Source organism: Nonomuraea sp. GTA35, from assembly GCF_041950525.1.
In the GTDB taxonomy this organism is placed as follows: Bacteria; Actinomycetota; Actinomycetes; order Streptosporangiales; family Streptosporangiaceae; genus Nonomuraea.
Genome location: NZ_JBGNUV010000001.1, coordinates 172,071 through 185,630 on the forward strand (window position 1 = coordinate 172,071; position 13,560 = coordinate 185,630).

Consider the following 13,560-nt stretch of genomic DNA (forward strand, 5'->3'; position numbering starts at 1 on the left):
GCGGCGAGAAAAGGTGAGACCTGGCGTCAACAATGTCGAATCCGGCTATGCCCCGTGCCATACAAATGTGTGTAGGTCGGCGGCGGGCGCGGGACGGCGGAGAAGAAAAAGCGGCCGGGAGCGGATCGCCGGGTATTTCTCGATCCGATCTCCCGGTGAATACGGATGATTTCCCGGGGGCGGGCCGGCTTCAGCCCCTCACGGTCATGTAGGTGACCGGCTGGGCGGGCGGTGGGGTGAGCGGCGGAGGGAGTGGCTGGGCGGGTGGCAGGGCGGGCAGCGTCCGGACGCCGCGCCGCGCCCGCCGGACGGCCTGGGCCTGGTCCTCCTCGGTGTCCTCCTCCCTGGCCCGCTCGCGGGCGAACAGGCTGAGCAGGTCGTGCATGCGGTAGCGGTCGTGGCCGCATGACTCCAGAAGCTGGGCTTCCGCGAGATGGTCCAGCAGGTCGGCGGTGCGCGGCTCGGGGCGGTCGGCCAGGGCCGCGGCGGCCGCGACGCTGATGACGCCGCCGCCGAGCAGGCTCAGCAGCCGGAACATCCGGGACGACTCGGCGTCCAGGCTCCGGTAACTCATCATGAAGCACGCCCGTACGGCCTGGTCGTCGGCCTGCAGCTCGGACAGGCGGTGGTCCTCGACCGCCAGCCGGTCGGCCAGGGCGCGCAGCGACAGCTCCGGCCGGGCGATCAGCCGGGCGGCGGCGATCCTGATCGCCAGCGGCAACCCGGCGCACAGCCGTACGATCGCCCGCGCCGCCCACTGCTCGGCGGCCACGCGCTCCTCCCCGATCAGGCGGCCGAGCAGCGTGGAGGTCTCGTCCTCGGCCATGACGCCGAGGCGAAAGTGCGACGCGGCGTCCAGCGAGGTGAGCATCCGGCGCGCCGTGACCAGCACGCGGCAGGTGGGGCTCGCGGGCAGCAGCGGGCGCACCTGAGCGGCGTCGCGGGCGTTGTCGAGCAGGAGCAGCAGGTGCCTGCCGTCGGTCAGCGAGCGGAAGCGGGCCGCGGCCTCGTCCACGTCGGGCCGCCCGAAGGGCCCCGCGGCCGTGTCGTCGCCGAGCGAGCGCAGCAGGCGGGCCAGGACGTCGGCCGGGTTCAGCGGCGCGACGCCGGGGGTGGAGCCGTGCAGGTCCACGTAGAGCCGCCCGTCCGGGAAATGGCCCGCGACCTGGTGGGCGACGTGCACGGCCAGCGCCGACTTGCCGACCCCGGCGGCGCCCGTGATCGTCGAGATGGCGGTGGCGCCGGAGCCGGTGGTCAGCATCGTGCGCAGTCGGGAGATCTCGGTGGTCCGGCCGGTGAAGGCAGCCGAGCCGATGGGCAGCTCGGCCGGGGCCCTGCGGGCGGCGACCGCCGGCGGCGGCGTCAGGGCGGGGTCGTCGGCGAGGATGCGCTGGTGCATGCGGACCAGGTCGGGGCCGGGGTCGATGCCGACCTCCGCGGCCAGCGTCATCCGCGCGCTCTGATAGACGGTCAGCGCGTCGGCCCTGCGGCCGGAACGGTACAAGGCCAGCATGAGCTGGGCCCTGAGCCGCTCGTTCAGCGGGTCCCTGCGGGTCATGGCCTCCAGGTCGGCGAGCATCTCGCCGTGCTGGCCGAGCGCCAGCCTGGCCTCCAGCGAGGCGTCCACGACGGTCGCGCGCAGCCGCTCCAGCCGCGCCGCCTCGCAGCGCAGCGGCGCGGGCAGGGGCAACTCCTCCAGGACGGACTCGCCGCGCCACAGGCACAGGGCCCGGGTCAGCCGGTCGAGCGCGACGTCGTGGCGTCCGGCGGACAGCGCCAGCCGCCCCTGCGCGGCGAGGTCCTCGAACAGCGTGACATCGACCTCGCCGGGCGTGACGCGCAGCATGTACCCGTTGGAGCCCGCCTCGATGCGGGAGGGGGAGCCGAGCACCTTGCGCAGCGCGGAGATGTAGGTGTAGAGGTTCGACTCCGCGGTGGCCGGGGCGCGCTCGCCCCACAGCCAGTCGAGCATGCGCCGGCTGGGGATCGCCTTTCCGGTGTTGAGCAGCAGGGCGGCCAGCAGCACGCGCTGTTTTCGGCGGCCGAGCGCGATCGGTCTCCCGAGAGAGGTACGAACCTCGATCGGCCCGAGGATCTTGAAATCCATATGACCACCTTGCAACGCGCGGCTTTTCCCCAACAGGACCGTTCGATTACACACGGATCTTGATTTGCCGCGACCAATGATCGGCGGAAGCGACCTTGGAACGGTACTTCCTGGAACGGCATAAGAAGATTACGCGTCAGAAAAAGCCGGCCGGTGCGGCGGAGACGGTTCCGGGCCTGTTGAAATTTATTGCCGCATCGATATGCGGGTTGCGAGAAATTCGTCTCGGCCGGGTGCGGGGGTCCTTTCCCGCGGCCGGCCGGCCGGGCGGGCATGGCCGTCAAGATCACACATTGGTGCGATGTACGGTGGATCGTCCCCCCCCGGCACGGTGGGCCCCGATCGGCATGCACACAGGAAGGCATCGGACGGACGATGGACGACCAGCAGATCCTCCAGCGCATTCACGCCCTCGTGGAGGAGGAGCACGACCTGCTATCCCGGCGCGAGTCCGCCGGCCCGGAGCAGCACGCCCGGATGACCCACCTGGAGGAGACCCTCGACCAGTGCTGGGACCTGCTGCGGCGCCGCCGCGCCCGCCAGTCGGCCGGGATGGACCCCGATGACGCCGAGGTCGCGCCGGTCGCGCAGGTCGAAGGCTACCTGCAGTAACGAGGTCTGGAGTCAGTGACGAGATCTGCTGTGGCGAGGTCTCTGGCAACGTGGCCTCTGGCGATGGTGATGAGACCTTGGGTGATGAGGAGCGACGAATGCCACGCACCTGGCTGACCGACCGTTTCGGGCTGGACGTGCCGCTGGTCGGTGCGCCGATGGCGGGCGTCGGGGACGGGCGGCTGGCAGCGGCCGTCTCGGCGGCCGGCGGGCTCGGCATGATCGGGGTGCCCGCCTCCGCGCCGGCCCCGTGGATCACGGAGCAGGCCGCGGTCGCCGCCGCGGGCGGGCGCCCGTACGGGATCGGGCTGATGGCGTGGGCGCTGGAGCACCATCCCGCCCAGCTCGACGCCGCCATCGAGGCGGGGCCGGCGCTGGTCTCGGTGAGTTTCGGAGACTTCGCCCCGTACGTCGAGCCGCTGCGGAGCGCCGGCATCACCGTCGCCGTCCAGGCCGGCACCACGCGGGAGGCGCGGGAGGCCGAGCAGGCCGGCGCGGACGTCGTGGTGGCCAGAGGCGGCGAGGGCGGCGGCCACGGCCGTGACGAGGTGGCCACGCTGCCGCTGCTGCAGGGCGTGCTGGAGGAGGTGACGGTCCCGGTGCTGGCCGCCGGCGGGATCGCCACGGCCAGGGGCCTGGCCGCCGTGCTGGCCGCCGGCGCGGCGGGCGCCTGGGCCGGCACGGCGTTCCTGGGCTGCGCCGAGACCACGCTGTCCGAGGCCGCCCTGGCGCGCGTGCTGGCCACCGGGGAGACCGGCACGGCGTACGGGCGGGTCTTCGACGTCGCGCAACGGCTGGCCTGGCCGCCGGAGTTCGGCGGGCGCGCGCTGCGGAACGCCTTCTTCGAGCGGTGGCACGGGCGGGAGGAGGAACTGGCCGGTGACGAGGCGGCGCGGGCGGAGCTTGAGGCCGCACGCGCGGCGGGCGACTTCGACACCGCCTATGTCTACGCCGGGCAGGCGGTGGGCATGGTGGAGCGGCAGCGCACGGCGGCGGACGTGGTCGTCGGCTTCGCCGCCGCCGACGAACTGCTCCGCCGCTTCACCGGCGACCGCTGACCCGGCCACCCGCAAACCCAGCGACCGCCGCCTGCCGCCTGCCGCCTGCCGCCTTCGCACCGAGCACCGCCGCCCTGTGGCGCCGCCGCCTCCCGTAGGGCAGCCCCACCGCGTGCGGCCAGCGCCTGCGGTCCGCGGCCTTGCGACCGCTGCCTGTGGCCCGTGGGGTGTGCGGCCTGTGGTGTTCGGGGCTGCCGCCCTGAGCGCTGCCCGACCTGCGGCGGGCCGCGTGCCATACGGCCGTCTGCTCTGCGGTGCCTACCCTGCGTCGGGGCTGCGGGGCTGCGGGGCTGCGGGGCTGCGGGGCTGCGGGGCTGCGGGGGGCCGGGCTGGCGGAGGCAGGGCGGGTGTGCGGGGCTAGGATCCGCGCATGGCCCGATTCGAGGTGACCACGCTGGTCCTGGCGCCGCCGCCGGTCGTCTTCGACGCGTCCCTGTCGGTGGACGTGCACACGTCCTCGATGGGACACACCGCCGAGCAGGCGGTGGCGGGTGTCACGTCCGGCCGGCTCTCTCTCGGTGACCAGGTCACGTGGCGCGCCCGCCACTTCGGCCTCACCTGGCATCTGACCTCGATCATCAGCGCCTGCACACGCCCCTCGTACTTCGTGGACGAGCAGGTCACCGGCCCGTTCAGGCGCTGGCGTCACGCCCACACGTTCGAGGCGGCGCACGACGGCGCGGCCACGCTCATGACGGACGTCGTCGACTTCGCCGCCCCCGTGCCGCCGCTGGGCGCGCTCGCCGAGATCCTGGTCCTGAAGCGTTACCTGACCAGGCTCATCCTCCTGCGCAACGCCCATATCAAGGACGTCACGCGCACCGCTCGATGAGAACCACGCCGGGCCCCCGCCACCCGCACCTGCGTCCGCGACGGGGCCGTCTCGGGGTGAGCCCGCGTCATTCCGCGGGGCAGACGGTGCCCGCCGCGGGCAGCCTCAGCCCGGTCAGGTACGCGGTGGCGTGCGCGATCGGGCACTTCCTGCCCGACAGGTAGAGGACGTGCCCGGGCCCGTCGTACCCCAGGGTCACCGAGCCCGGCACCATCCGGATGAACCGCTCGGTCAGCGGGAAGTCCCCTTCCAGGGTGCCGGCCCCGAGCATCGGCGGCAGCCCGTGCACCTCCAGCGGGCGCGCCGGATTGGCCACCGGCTCCGGCCAGCCGATGCAGCCCAGCTGGTCGAACGCCGCCCCCGAGAAGTCCGGCGCGGCCTCGCGGATGTCGCGGCGGTACTTCCGGAGCTGGGCCCAGCCGGTGTAGCCGCGCTCGTCGCCGCAGGTCATCGCCAGCATCGCGGGCATGGCCCACACCTGCGTGTTGCCCAGGACGTGGTCGGCGAACCCCGAGCCGTCCCCGCGCCGCGCCTTGTCCACCCACTCGGCCAGCGCCAGCCACCGGGAGTGGCCGGGGCCGGGGTCCGGGAGGAAGCCGAGGCTGCGCAGGTGCCAGCCGGTCAGCTCGCCCTCGCCGTACCGCTCCGACGTGATCGGGATCGGCTCGCGGTCGGTGGTGCGGGTCAGCTCGCGCCAGATCTCCGTGGCGTCCTCGCCGTGCAGCGCGCACGCGGGAGTCGCCGCGCACCAGCGGCCGAACCGCTCCAGCGCCTCCTCCACGCCGGTGCGCATCACCAGGTTCACCATGGGCCAGCCCTCCGTCTGGTCGACCACCCCGTCCAGGTACATGGCCCTGATGCGCTGCGGGAACAGCCTGATGTACGCGGCCGCGGCCACCCCGCCGTAGGAGTTGGCCATGAGGCTCAGCCGCTCCTCGCCGAGCGCCCTGCGCACGGCTTCCATGTCCCTGGCGATGGACAGCGAGTCCAGGTGGGCGAACAGGCCCGTCGTGTCAGCCTCGCGGCAGGCCTCGAACGCCCGGGCCATCGCCGCCTTCATGGCCTCGAACTCCTTGGGGTCGCGCGGGTCGTGCAGCGCCACGCCGGGCTTCCAGCACGGCTCGGCCGCGGTCGCGCCCCAGGCCGTGGTGCGCGGCCGGTAGCCGACGAGGTCGAAGCGGCGGCGCAGTCCGGTCAGGTCGGGCGCCGCGCGCTTGAGGTCGTCGATGCCGCTGGCGCCAGGGCCGCCGGGGATGCCGAGCACGCTGCCGATGCGGCGGGCCGGCTCGGTGGCCGGCAGCCTGGCCAGCTCCAGCCTGACCTGCTTGCCACGCGGCTTCGACCAGTCCACCGGCACGTCGAGCGCGCCGCACTCCATCCCGGCGGGAACGTCCTCACCGGTGCACGCCCCCCACACGATCGGCGCCGTCCTGCGAGCCGCCGTCGTCTGGGCGGCCAAGGCCGGCTGGGTCGCCGTCTCCCGGGCAGGCCGCACCGCTCCGGCTCCCGCCGCCGTGTCCGCCGTCGCGCTCGCCGTCGTGTCCGCCGCGGCTTCCGCTGAAGGGGCCAGCCCCATGAGCGTCGCCATCGCCAGCCCGGCCGCCAGGCCCGTGGACTTGCGGAACATGTCGTGACTCCTCTCCTTCGATCCACCGATGTCCGATCGATCACCCACAGGGCCACCCTCGCCCGCGCCACCATCCGCGCACCACGGGAAGGTCCGCCGTACCCGGCGGGGGACAACCCCCGGGGGATCACCGGGTGGCCGTCCTGGGGCGGTTCCGTCAGCCTGGAAGGCGAGGAGAAGGGAGCGGGCCGGTGCGGATCTGGCGGGAGCTCGGCTACACGTTGACGATGCCGGTGATGGCCGCACTCGGCCTGGTCCACCTGCTGGTCGTGCTGGTCGGCGTGGTGGCCTCCACCTACCTGGTCGGCCTGCCGCTGCTGGCGGGATGCGTGGTGGCCGCGAGACGGCTCGGCGCGGCCAATCGGGGGCTGGCGTGGACGCTGGCGGGAACGGACGTGCCGGCGCCCGCGCCCTACCGCCCGGGCCGGGGCCTGCTGAACCGGATGGGCTCGGCGCTCGGCGACGTCGCCGGCTGGCGGGCGATCATCCACGCCGTGGTCCGCCTGCCCGCGGCGGCGCTCGCCTTCGCGGCCGCCGCCGGGACGTGGGGGCTCGGCCTGGTGCTGCTGACGTGCCCGCTGTGGTGGCGCTTCCCCGGCCTCCCCGCGCCGGAGGGCTGGCCGGGCGCGCTGCTGCTGGGCGTGCTCGGGCTGGGGTTGCTGCTGCTGGCACCCTGGGCCGTGCACGTCGCGCTGCTGCCGGAGCGGATGCTGGCGCGTACGCTGCTCGGCCCGCCCCCCGCCCAGGCCCGCATCCGTACGCTGGAGGAGACCAGGGCGCTGGCCGTGGAGGACGCCGCCGCCGCGCTGCGCCGCGTGGAGCGCGACCTGCACGACGGGACGGCGGCCCGGCTGACGGCGCTGGCCATGAGCCTCAGCATGGCCAGGGAGGAGCTGGCCGAGGCCGGCGACCCCGAGCGCCTGGAACGCGCCCGCGCCCTGATCGACGGCGCCCACCGCGGCGCCAAGGAGACCCTGTCGGAGCTGACCGACCTGATCCGCGGCATCCACCCGCCCGCCCTGGACAAGGGCCTGGAGGTGGCCCTGGCCACGCTCGCCGCCCGCAGCCCGCTGCCGGTGGACCTGGACGCCGAGCTGGCCGAGCGGCCCTCGCCCGCCGTCGAGACGATCGCGTTCTTCTGCACCGCCGAGCTGCTCGCCAACGTGGCCAAGCACAGCGGCGCCCGGCAGGCCGCGATCCGGTTGCGCGCGGAGGGCGGGCGGCTGCGCCTGCGGGTGTGGGACGACGGCGAGGGCGGCGCCGTCGTGGCGGGCGGCGGGCCCGCCACCGGTTCCGGGCTGCGCGGACTGACCGGCCGCGTGCGGGTGGTGGACGGCGAGCTCGCGATCCACAGCCCCGCCGGAGGCCCTACGGTGGTCACCGTCGACCTGCCCCTGCGTGCGTGAACGGACGGCCCATGCGCATCGTGATCGCCGAGGACGCCGTGGTGCTCCGCGACGGCCTGTGCCTGCTGCTCACCACGCGCGGCCACGAGGTGGCGGCCGCCGTGGGCGACGGTGACGCGCTGGTGGCGGCCGTGGCCGAGCACCGCCCCGACGTGGCGGTGGTGGACGTGCGCATGCCGCCCACCCACACCGACGAGGGGCTGCGGGCCGCCATCCAGGTCCGCCGCGACCATCCCGGGCTGGGCCTGCTGGTGTTCTCGCAGTACATCGAGACCCGCTACGCCGCCCAGCTCCTCGCCGGCGGCGCCCGCGGCATCGGTTACCTGCTCAAGGAGCGCGTGGCCGACGTCAGGGACTTCCTGTCGGCCCTCGACCGCGTCGCGGCGGGGGAGACCGTGCTCGACCCCGAGGTCGTCACCCAGCTCATGGGCGCCAGCCGCCGCGGTGACGCGCTGGCGCTGCTGACGCCTCGGGAGCGCGAGGTGCTGGCCATGATGGCGCAGGGCCGCTCCAACAGCGCCATCGCCGAGAGCCTGTTCCTGTCCTACGGCTCGGTCGAGAAGCACGTCACGCAGATCTTCACCAAGCTCGGCCTGGCCCCGTCCGACAACGACCACCGCCGCGTGCTGGCCGTCCTGCGCTACCTCCAGGGCTGACCGGGATCAGCTCAGCGCGGCGGCGACGCGCTCGCGCAGGGCGGCGTCGTGCCCTGCGTCCGCGCACAGCGTCACGGCCAGCCCGTCGTGGGAGGCGTCGGCGAGCACGGTCAGCAACGTGGCGAGCTGCTCGGGAGGCTCGTCGGCCAGCAGCTCCTCGGCGTGGCCGACGACGAGCGTGACGGCTCCGATGTCGCGCAGGCAGTCGGTGAGCGCGTCCCAGTTGCGGCCGAAGTAGCCGGGGAAGCGCAGGGCCCGCGCCACCTCCTCGAAGAAGGCGGCACGGGTCCGGCAGGCCCGCCCGTCCACGACCCGGCCGGTGGACACGGTCAGCCATGCGGGCAGCGGACGCGGGGCAGAGGTCATGGACGTTCCCTAGAGCCGGTAGAAGTCGGTGTAGTGGTTGGGCGAGAACCAGGCCACGCCGGTGCTGCGGTTGACGACGATCCGGTACGCGTCACGCGCGGCGCCCCGGGCACGAGAGTACACGTCGTACTCGTAGTAGATCGCGTCGGCGGGCAGCTGCCCCTCGCGGTTGTAGTGGCGTCCGCCGGTGTAGTTGTACCTGCCGTCGGGCCAGGAGTACCAGCCGGCGCTGGTGGGGTAGCCCTTGGAGGCCCAGATCGCCTTGGCCGAGCGGGCGTCGGCGCAGCGGGAGATGGTGCAGGAGCTGTGGACCGCGGCGTTGGCGGGAGCGACCCCGGCCAGCCCGACGAGGGAGGCGAGGGCGGACAGGACGACGGCGAGCCGTACCGGCCAGGACGGGCGAGGGCGCGGCGGAGCGTGCACGAAGCCTCCTTGCGGAAGGGGTGACGGATACCGTCATGATCGCTTTTCGCGTGTTGTCAAGGAAGGACGTCAACGCCAAGGGACGGTGAACAATGCGAGGCGTGTTCATGGTGCCCGACGGACGCGGACGCCCTCGACCGCCTCGCGCACGGAACCGCGGTCACCGGGCACGGCCAGGGAGTAGCCATGGCGGCAGGCACCGCCCGCGACGGCGTGCCGGCGGGATCGACGTCAGACCGACAGCAGGACGGGCAGCGCGCGGTGCCCGTTGGAGATGAACGACTCCAGTGGCAGCAGCTCGTCCGGCGCCACGGCCGGCCTCATGCCGGGGAATCGCGCGAACAGGGCGGGCAGCGCGATCGTGGCCTCCAGCGTGGCCAGCGGCGCGCCGAGGCAGCGGTGCATGCCGTACCCGAAGGCCAGGTGCTCCTTCGAGGCTCGGGTGACGTCGAACGCGCCGGCGTCCTGCCCGTGCACGAGCGGGTCGCGCCCGGCGGCCCCGTAGCAGCTGAGGATGGGCTCGCCCGCGGGCAGCACGACGCCGTCGCCGAGGTCGATGTCCTCGACGGCGAAGCGGAGCGGCAGGTTCGCGATCGGGCCCTGGCTGCGCAGCGTCTCCTCGACGACCTCGTCCCAGCTCACGCGGCCGGCGCGGACGAGGGCGAGCTGGCCGGGATGGGCGAGCAGCGCGCAGATCGCGTTGTCGAGCAGGTTCACCGTGGTCTCGTGACCCGCGCTCAGGAACAGGACGAGCGTGTCGACCAGCTCGTGCTCCTCCAGCGGCGCGTTCTCCTCGTCGCGGGCGGCGATGAGCGCCGAGGACAGGTCGTCGCCGGGGTTCGCGCGCTTGTCCGCGACGAGCCCGCGCAGGACGGCCTGCAGGCGGGCCAGGATGTCGGCCGTGTCCGGGGCGTCGGGCCGGCCGATCTGGAAGAAGGAGTCCGCGCAGTGGCGCACCTCCTCGCGGGTCGCCTCGTCGCCGACGCCGAACAGCTCGCAGATCACCCTGATCGGCAGCGGGTAGGCGTACCGCTCGCGCAGGTCGGTCACCGTCGCAGGCGGCACGTCGGCCAGCTCGTCGAGCAACTCCGCGGCGATCGCCTCGATGCGCGGGCGCAGCGCGGCGGTGCGGCGGACGGTGAAGGCGCTGGAGACCAGCCCGCGCAGCCGCCGGTGGTCCGGCCCGTACGCGGTGAGCATGTTGCGCACGGCCACCCACGCGAACAGCGGCCACTCGGGGGAGATCTCCCCCTTGATCCAGGCCGGCCAGTGCAGGTAGGCGTCCTTGGACACCCGGGGATCGGTGAGCAGCCGCCTGAGCAGGGCCTGGTCGCTCACCGCCCACGCCAGGACGCCGCCGGGCAGCTCGACGCGCGTGGCGGGCCCGAGCGCGCGGATGCGCTCGGCCTCGCCGTGGATGTCGCGGCCCGCGGGATCGATGACGAACGGGCGTGCACCGGCATGGTCCATGGGGATCTCCCGACTCTGGGGGCTGCGTCCGTTCCGTCCACGGGCAGCGTTCCCCATCCGTCCGTGCCGCGCCCACTATCCCGGCGGACCGATCTTTGTACGCCCGTTACGCCGGGACCGCCGCGGGCACGAGCTCGAACCCCGTGACGATCTCCGGCTGGATGCGGATCACCTGCTCCATCTCGCCCGCCACCCAGGGGGTCAGGACGGCCCGGAGCCGCGCCGCCTCGCCGGGCTCCGTCACCAGGCGCGCCACCCCGGTGATGATCACGCTCCAGCCCAGGCGCTCGTGCCCGTCCAGCTCGTCGGCCTCGTACGCCACCACGGCCTCCGCCGGCGCCACGTGGGAGCTGAGGATCGTGCCGGGGCTGGACCGGATGACGATCGCGCCGTCCACCACGACGTGGTTCACCGGCCGGATCGCGGGCAACGCGTGGCGGGTGAAGACGATCCGGCCGAACGGCACGCCGGCCAGCAGGCGCAGCGCCTCGCTCCCGGGCAGTTCCCGCAGCCGCCGGGCGCCCGTCCCGTTCTGGTACATCACCATCACAGCCTGCCGACCCCGTCCCGTGCGGGACCAGGGACCAAAGTCCCTTCTTCGCCGGAAGGAGGACCCTGCGGCCGCGGCCGGCGCGGCCGGTAGCCTGATCGGGCTCCGGGACGGGTGAGGAGGGCGGACACAGCCATGACGTGGTGGTCGGTGGTGCGGTTCCTGCACGTGCTCGGGGCGGCGCTGTGGGTCGGCGGGCAGCTCACGGTGTCGCTGGTGGTGCTGCCGCTGGCCCGGCGGCTGCTCGACGCCGAGCGGCGCGGCCAGGTGCTGACCGCCGTGGGCCGGCGCTTCGGGCTGCTCACCGTCGCGGTGTTCCTGCCGCTCCAGCTCGCCACCGGCGTGGCCATCGCCTGGCACAAGGGCGTCACGTGGGCCATGCTGGCCGAGCCCGGTTACGGCCGGATCCTGGCGGCCAAGCTGCTGCTGTTCTGCGCCGTCATGGCCATGGCCGGGGCGCACGGCTGGGCCGGCGGCGCCGGCCGTCCCCGGCTGGCCAGGAGCATGGCGATCGCGTCGCTGGTGGGCTCGCTGGGCGTGGTGCTGCTTGCCGCCGCGCTGCCCGCGACCTAGGTACGGGCCGCGTCCCCGGCGTGCCAGACTGGCCGGTGTGGAGAGCGAGCACCGTCCGTTGATGCCGCAGATGCGCCTCGATGAGCTGCTGGCGGAGCTGCAGGTGCGGCTGAACGCCGTGCTGGCGACGCGGGACCGCGTCCATGCGCTGCTCGAGGCCGTGGTCTCCATCGGCAGCGACCTCGATCTGGAGACGGTGCTGCGCCGCATCGTGGAGACCGCGACCACGCTGGTGGACGCCGGCTACGGCGCGCTGGGCGTGGTCGGCGAGGGCGACACGCTCGTCCAGTTCATCCCGGTGGGGCTGAGCGAGGAGGAGATCGCCAGGATCGAGCACTGGCCGCACGGGCTGGGGCTGCTCGGCCTGCTCATCAAGGACGCGCGGCCGCTGCGGCTCGGCCGTATCGCCGACCACCCCGAGTCGTACGGGTTCCCGCCAGGCCATCCGCCGATGGGCACGTTCCTCGGCGTGCCCGTACGCGTGCGCGACGAGGTGTTCGGCAACCTGTACCTGACCGAGAAGCGCGGCGGCGGCGAGTTCGACGAGGAGGACGAGGCGGTCGTGATCGCGCTGGCCACCGCGGCCGGCGTCGCGGTGGAGAACGCCCGCCTCTACGAGGAGTCGCGGCGGCGCGAGAGGTGGCTGCAGGCGTCCGCTGACGTGACCACGAATCTGCTGTCCGGGGCCGACCCCCGCCAGGTGCTGTCGGTGGTGGCCGCGCGCGCCCGGCAGATGAGCGACGCGGACCTGGCGCAGGTGCTGCTGCCGGAGGGGCCGGCGCTGCGGGTGGCGGCCGCCGAGGGCGAGGGCGCGCGCGAGCTGCTGGGCACGGCGTGCGAGATCGACGGCACGCCGGCCGGCGAGGTGTTCACCCGGGGCGAGCCGATGAGCGAGCCGGAGGGGCGGCCGTCGCTGCTCGTGCCGCTGGGCACCGCGCCGGGGGTGCGGGGCGTGCTGATGCTGGCCAAGCGGAGCGGCCGGTTGCCGTTCAGCGGGGCGGACCGGCAGATGTTGCAGGCGTTCGCGGGGCAGGCGGCGCTGGCGCTGGAACTGGCGGAGGCGCGGCGCGACGCCGAGCGGCTGGGCCTGCTGGAGGACCGCGACCGCATCGCCAAGGACCTGCACGACGTGGTCATCCAGCGGCTGTTCGCGACGGCCATGACGTTGATGAGCACGGTGCGGCTGGTCGATCACCCGCAGGCGTCCAAGCGGCTGCAGCACGCGATCGACGAGCTGGACGAGACGATCCGGCAGATCCGGTCGTCGATCTTCGCGTTGCAGGGGCCGGTGGACGAGATCGCGCCCGGGCTGCGCGGGCAGATCGTGGAGCTGGTCGAGGGGGCGGGCAGCCATCTCGGCTTCATGCCGGGCCTGCGCATGGAGGGCCAGATCGACACCGTCGTGCCCGAGCCGGTCGCCGAGCACCTGCTCGCCGTGCTGCGCGAGGCGCTGTCGAACGTGGTGCGCCACTCCCGGGCCGGCCGCGCGGAGGTGTCGGTCGAGGCGGGCGAGCGGCTCACGCTGGTGGTGACCGACAACGGCGTCGGCGTCGGGGAGGCCGGGCGGCGCAGCGGGCTGCGCAACATCGAGGAGCGGGCCCGCGGGCTCGGCGGCACCGCGCACCTCGACGCTCCCGACGACGGCGGCGGCACCCGCCTGCGCTGGCAGGTCCCCCTGCGATCCGCGCCACCCGGCCCCGCGCCGCAGGACCTTCGGCCCTGATCCGGGCCTCCCGGCCTCGCGACGCAGGAGCTTCGGCCCTGATCCGGGATCATTCGGTGAGGCGCGCTGGACGCCGCCCATCGCCTGCGGCAGGCGCTGCAGCACGTGCTGCTGCGGGCCGCCGGCCCCCGGCCGGCATCGTGGCGTGACCCTTGTC

The 13,560-nt window shown here is 74.1% G+C and carries 13 protein-coding genes; 7 read left to right on the forward strand and 6 right to left on the reverse strand.

Features of this window, described 5'->3' with window-relative positions; all coding sequences use genetic code 11:
- Positions 1-190: 190 nt before the first annotated feature.
- Positions 191-2,107: a BTAD domain-containing putative transcriptional regulator gene (locus tag ACBJ32_RS00770; RefSeq protein WP_375124906.1), complete on the reverse strand. Its 1,917-nt coding sequence runs from the start codon at positions 2,105-2,107 to the stop codon at positions 191-193.
- A gap of 375 nt (positions 2,108-2,482) precedes the next feature.
- Between ACBJ32_RS00770 and ACBJ32_RS00775 the strand changes: the two genes are divergently transcribed.
- The 3 genes from ACBJ32_RS00775 (at position 2,483) to ACBJ32_RS00785 (ending at position 4,609) form a co-directional block, all read left to right on the forward strand.
- The gene (locus ACBJ32_RS00775; RefSeq protein WP_375124907.1) at positions 2,483-2,719 is read left to right on the forward strand and encodes a DUF2630 family protein; all 237 of its coding nucleotides are present in this window, start codon (positions 2,483-2,485) and stop codon (positions 2,717-2,719) included.
- A 98-nt stretch (positions 2,720-2,817) separates the two neighbouring features.
- On the forward strand, positions 2,818-3,777 hold the full coding sequence (locus tag ACBJ32_RS00780) for an NAD(P)H-dependent flavin oxidoreductase (RefSeq protein WP_375124908.1): 960 nt from the start codon (positions 2,818-2,820) through the stop codon (positions 3,775-3,777).
- A 370-nt stretch (positions 3,778-4,147) separates the two neighbouring features.
- Positions 4,148-4,609: a cyclase gene (locus ACBJ32_RS00785; RefSeq protein ID WP_375124909.1), complete on the forward strand. Its 462-nt coding sequence runs from the start codon at positions 4,148-4,150 to the stop codon at positions 4,607-4,609.
- A gap of 67 nt (positions 4,610-4,676) precedes the next feature.
- Here ACBJ32_RS00785 and ACBJ32_RS00790 read toward each other — a convergent pair whose 3' ends face one another.
- Positions 4,677-6,236 (reverse strand): alpha/beta fold hydrolase, encoded by a 1,560-nt coding sequence (locus ACBJ32_RS00790; RefSeq protein ID WP_375124910.1) that lies wholly within the window; start codon positions 6,234-6,236, stop codon positions 4,677-4,679.
- 191 nt (positions 6,237-6,427) lie between these two features.
- On the opposite strand from ACBJ32_RS00790, the gene ACBJ32_RS00795 reads away from it, so the two are divergent.
- Positions 6,428-7,642 carry a sensor histidine kinase gene (locus ACBJ32_RS00795; RefSeq protein WP_375124911.1) on the forward strand — a complete coding sequence of 405 codons (1,215 nt, stop codon included), beginning with the start codon at positions 6,428-6,430 and terminating at the stop codon, positions 7,640-7,642.
- An 11-nt stretch (positions 7,643-7,653) separates the two neighbouring features.
- Positions 7,654-8,298, forward strand: a complete 645-nt coding sequence (locus tag ACBJ32_RS00800; RefSeq protein ID WP_357888060.1) for a response regulator transcription factor — start codon at positions 7,654-7,656, stop codon at positions 8,296-8,298.
- Between the two features lie 6 nt (positions 8,299-8,304).
- On the opposite strand, the gene ACBJ32_RS00805 is transcribed toward ACBJ32_RS00800, so the two are convergent.
- From ACBJ32_RS00805 to ACBJ32_RS00820, 4 genes are all read right to left on the reverse strand, one after another.
- Positions 8,305-8,664 (reverse strand): barstar family protein, encoded by a 360-nt coding sequence (locus ACBJ32_RS00805; protein ID WP_375124912.1) that lies wholly within the window; start codon positions 8,662-8,664, stop codon positions 8,305-8,307.
- 9 nt (positions 8,665-8,673) lie between these two features.
- Positions 8,674-9,087 (reverse strand): ribonuclease domain-containing protein, encoded by a 414-nt coding sequence (locus tag ACBJ32_RS00810; RefSeq protein ID WP_375124913.1) that lies wholly within the window; start codon positions 9,085-9,087, stop codon positions 8,674-8,676.
- 231 nt (positions 9,088-9,318) lie between these two features.
- The gene (locus tag ACBJ32_RS00815; RefSeq protein ID WP_375124914.1) at positions 9,319-10,557 is read right to left on the reverse strand and encodes a cytochrome P450; all 1,239 of its coding nucleotides are present in this window, start codon (positions 10,555-10,557) and stop codon (positions 9,319-9,321) included.
- A gap of 106 nt (positions 10,558-10,663) precedes the next feature.
- The gene (locus tag ACBJ32_RS00820) at positions 10,664-11,104 is read right to left on the reverse strand and encodes a pyridoxamine 5'-phosphate oxidase family protein (RefSeq protein ID WP_375124915.1); all 441 of its coding nucleotides are present in this window, start codon (positions 11,102-11,104) and stop codon (positions 10,664-10,666) included.
- Between the two features lie 138 nt (positions 11,105-11,242).
- Between ACBJ32_RS00820 and ACBJ32_RS00825 the strand changes: the two genes are divergently transcribed.
- Complete coding sequence (locus ACBJ32_RS00825; RefSeq protein ID WP_375124916.1) at positions 11,243-11,680, forward strand: hypothetical protein; 438 nt, start codon at positions 11,243-11,245, stop codon at positions 11,678-11,680.
- Positions 11,681-11,741: 61 nt separating this feature from the next.
- On the forward strand, positions 11,742-13,403 hold the full coding sequence (locus ACBJ32_RS00830; protein WP_375124917.1) for a GAF domain-containing protein: 1,662 nt from the start codon (positions 11,742-11,744) through the stop codon (positions 13,401-13,403).
- Positions 13,404-13,560 lie beyond the last annotated feature (157 nt).

What these genes read in the sequence shown, in the direction of transcription:
- ACBJ32_RS00800 (WP_357888060.1), top strand. Translation starts at nt 7,654, where the DNA reads ATGCGCATCGTGATCGCCGAGGACGCCGTGGTGCTCCGCGACGGCCTG.
- ACBJ32_RS00805 (WP_375124912.1), bottom strand. Translation starts at nt 8,664, where the DNA reads ATGACCTCTGCCCCGCGTCCGCTGCCCGCATGGCTGACCGTGTCCACC.
- ACBJ32_RS00790 (WP_375124910.1), bottom strand. Translation starts at nt 6,236, where the DNA reads ATGTTCCGCAAGTCCACGGGCCTGGCGGCCGGGCTGGCGATGGCGACG.
- ACBJ32_RS00825 (WP_375124916.1), top strand. Translation starts at nt 11,243, where the DNA reads ATGACGTGGTGGTCGGTGGTGCGGTTCCTGCACGTGCTCGGGGCGGCG.
- ACBJ32_RS00815 (WP_375124914.1), bottom strand. Translation starts at nt 10,557, where the DNA reads ATGGACCATGCCGGTGCACGCCCGTTCGTCATCGATCCCGCGGGCCGC.
- ACBJ32_RS00770 (WP_375124906.1), bottom strand. Translation starts at nt 2,107, where the DNA reads ATGGATTTCAAGATCCTCGGGCCGATCGAGGTTCGTACCTCTCTCGGG.
- ACBJ32_RS00785 (WP_375124909.1), top strand. Translation starts at nt 4,148, where the DNA reads ATGGCCCGATTCGAGGTGACCACGCTGGTCCTGGCGCCGCCGCCGGTC.
- ACBJ32_RS00830 (WP_375124917.1), top strand. Translation starts at nt 11,742, where the DNA reads ATGCCGCAGATGCGCCTCGATGAGCTGCTGGCGGAGCTGCAGGTGCGG.
- ACBJ32_RS00775 (WP_375124907.1), top strand. Translation starts at nt 2,483, where the DNA reads ATGGACGACCAGCAGATCCTCCAGCGCATTCACGCCCTCGTGGAGGAG.
- ACBJ32_RS00820 (WP_375124915.1), bottom strand. Translation starts at nt 11,104, where the DNA reads ATGGTGATGTACCAGAACGGGACGGGCGCCCGGCGGCTGCGGGAACTG.
- ACBJ32_RS00780 (WP_375124908.1), top strand. Translation starts at nt 2,818, where the DNA reads ATGCCACGCACCTGGCTGACCGACCGTTTCGGGCTGGACGTGCCGCTG.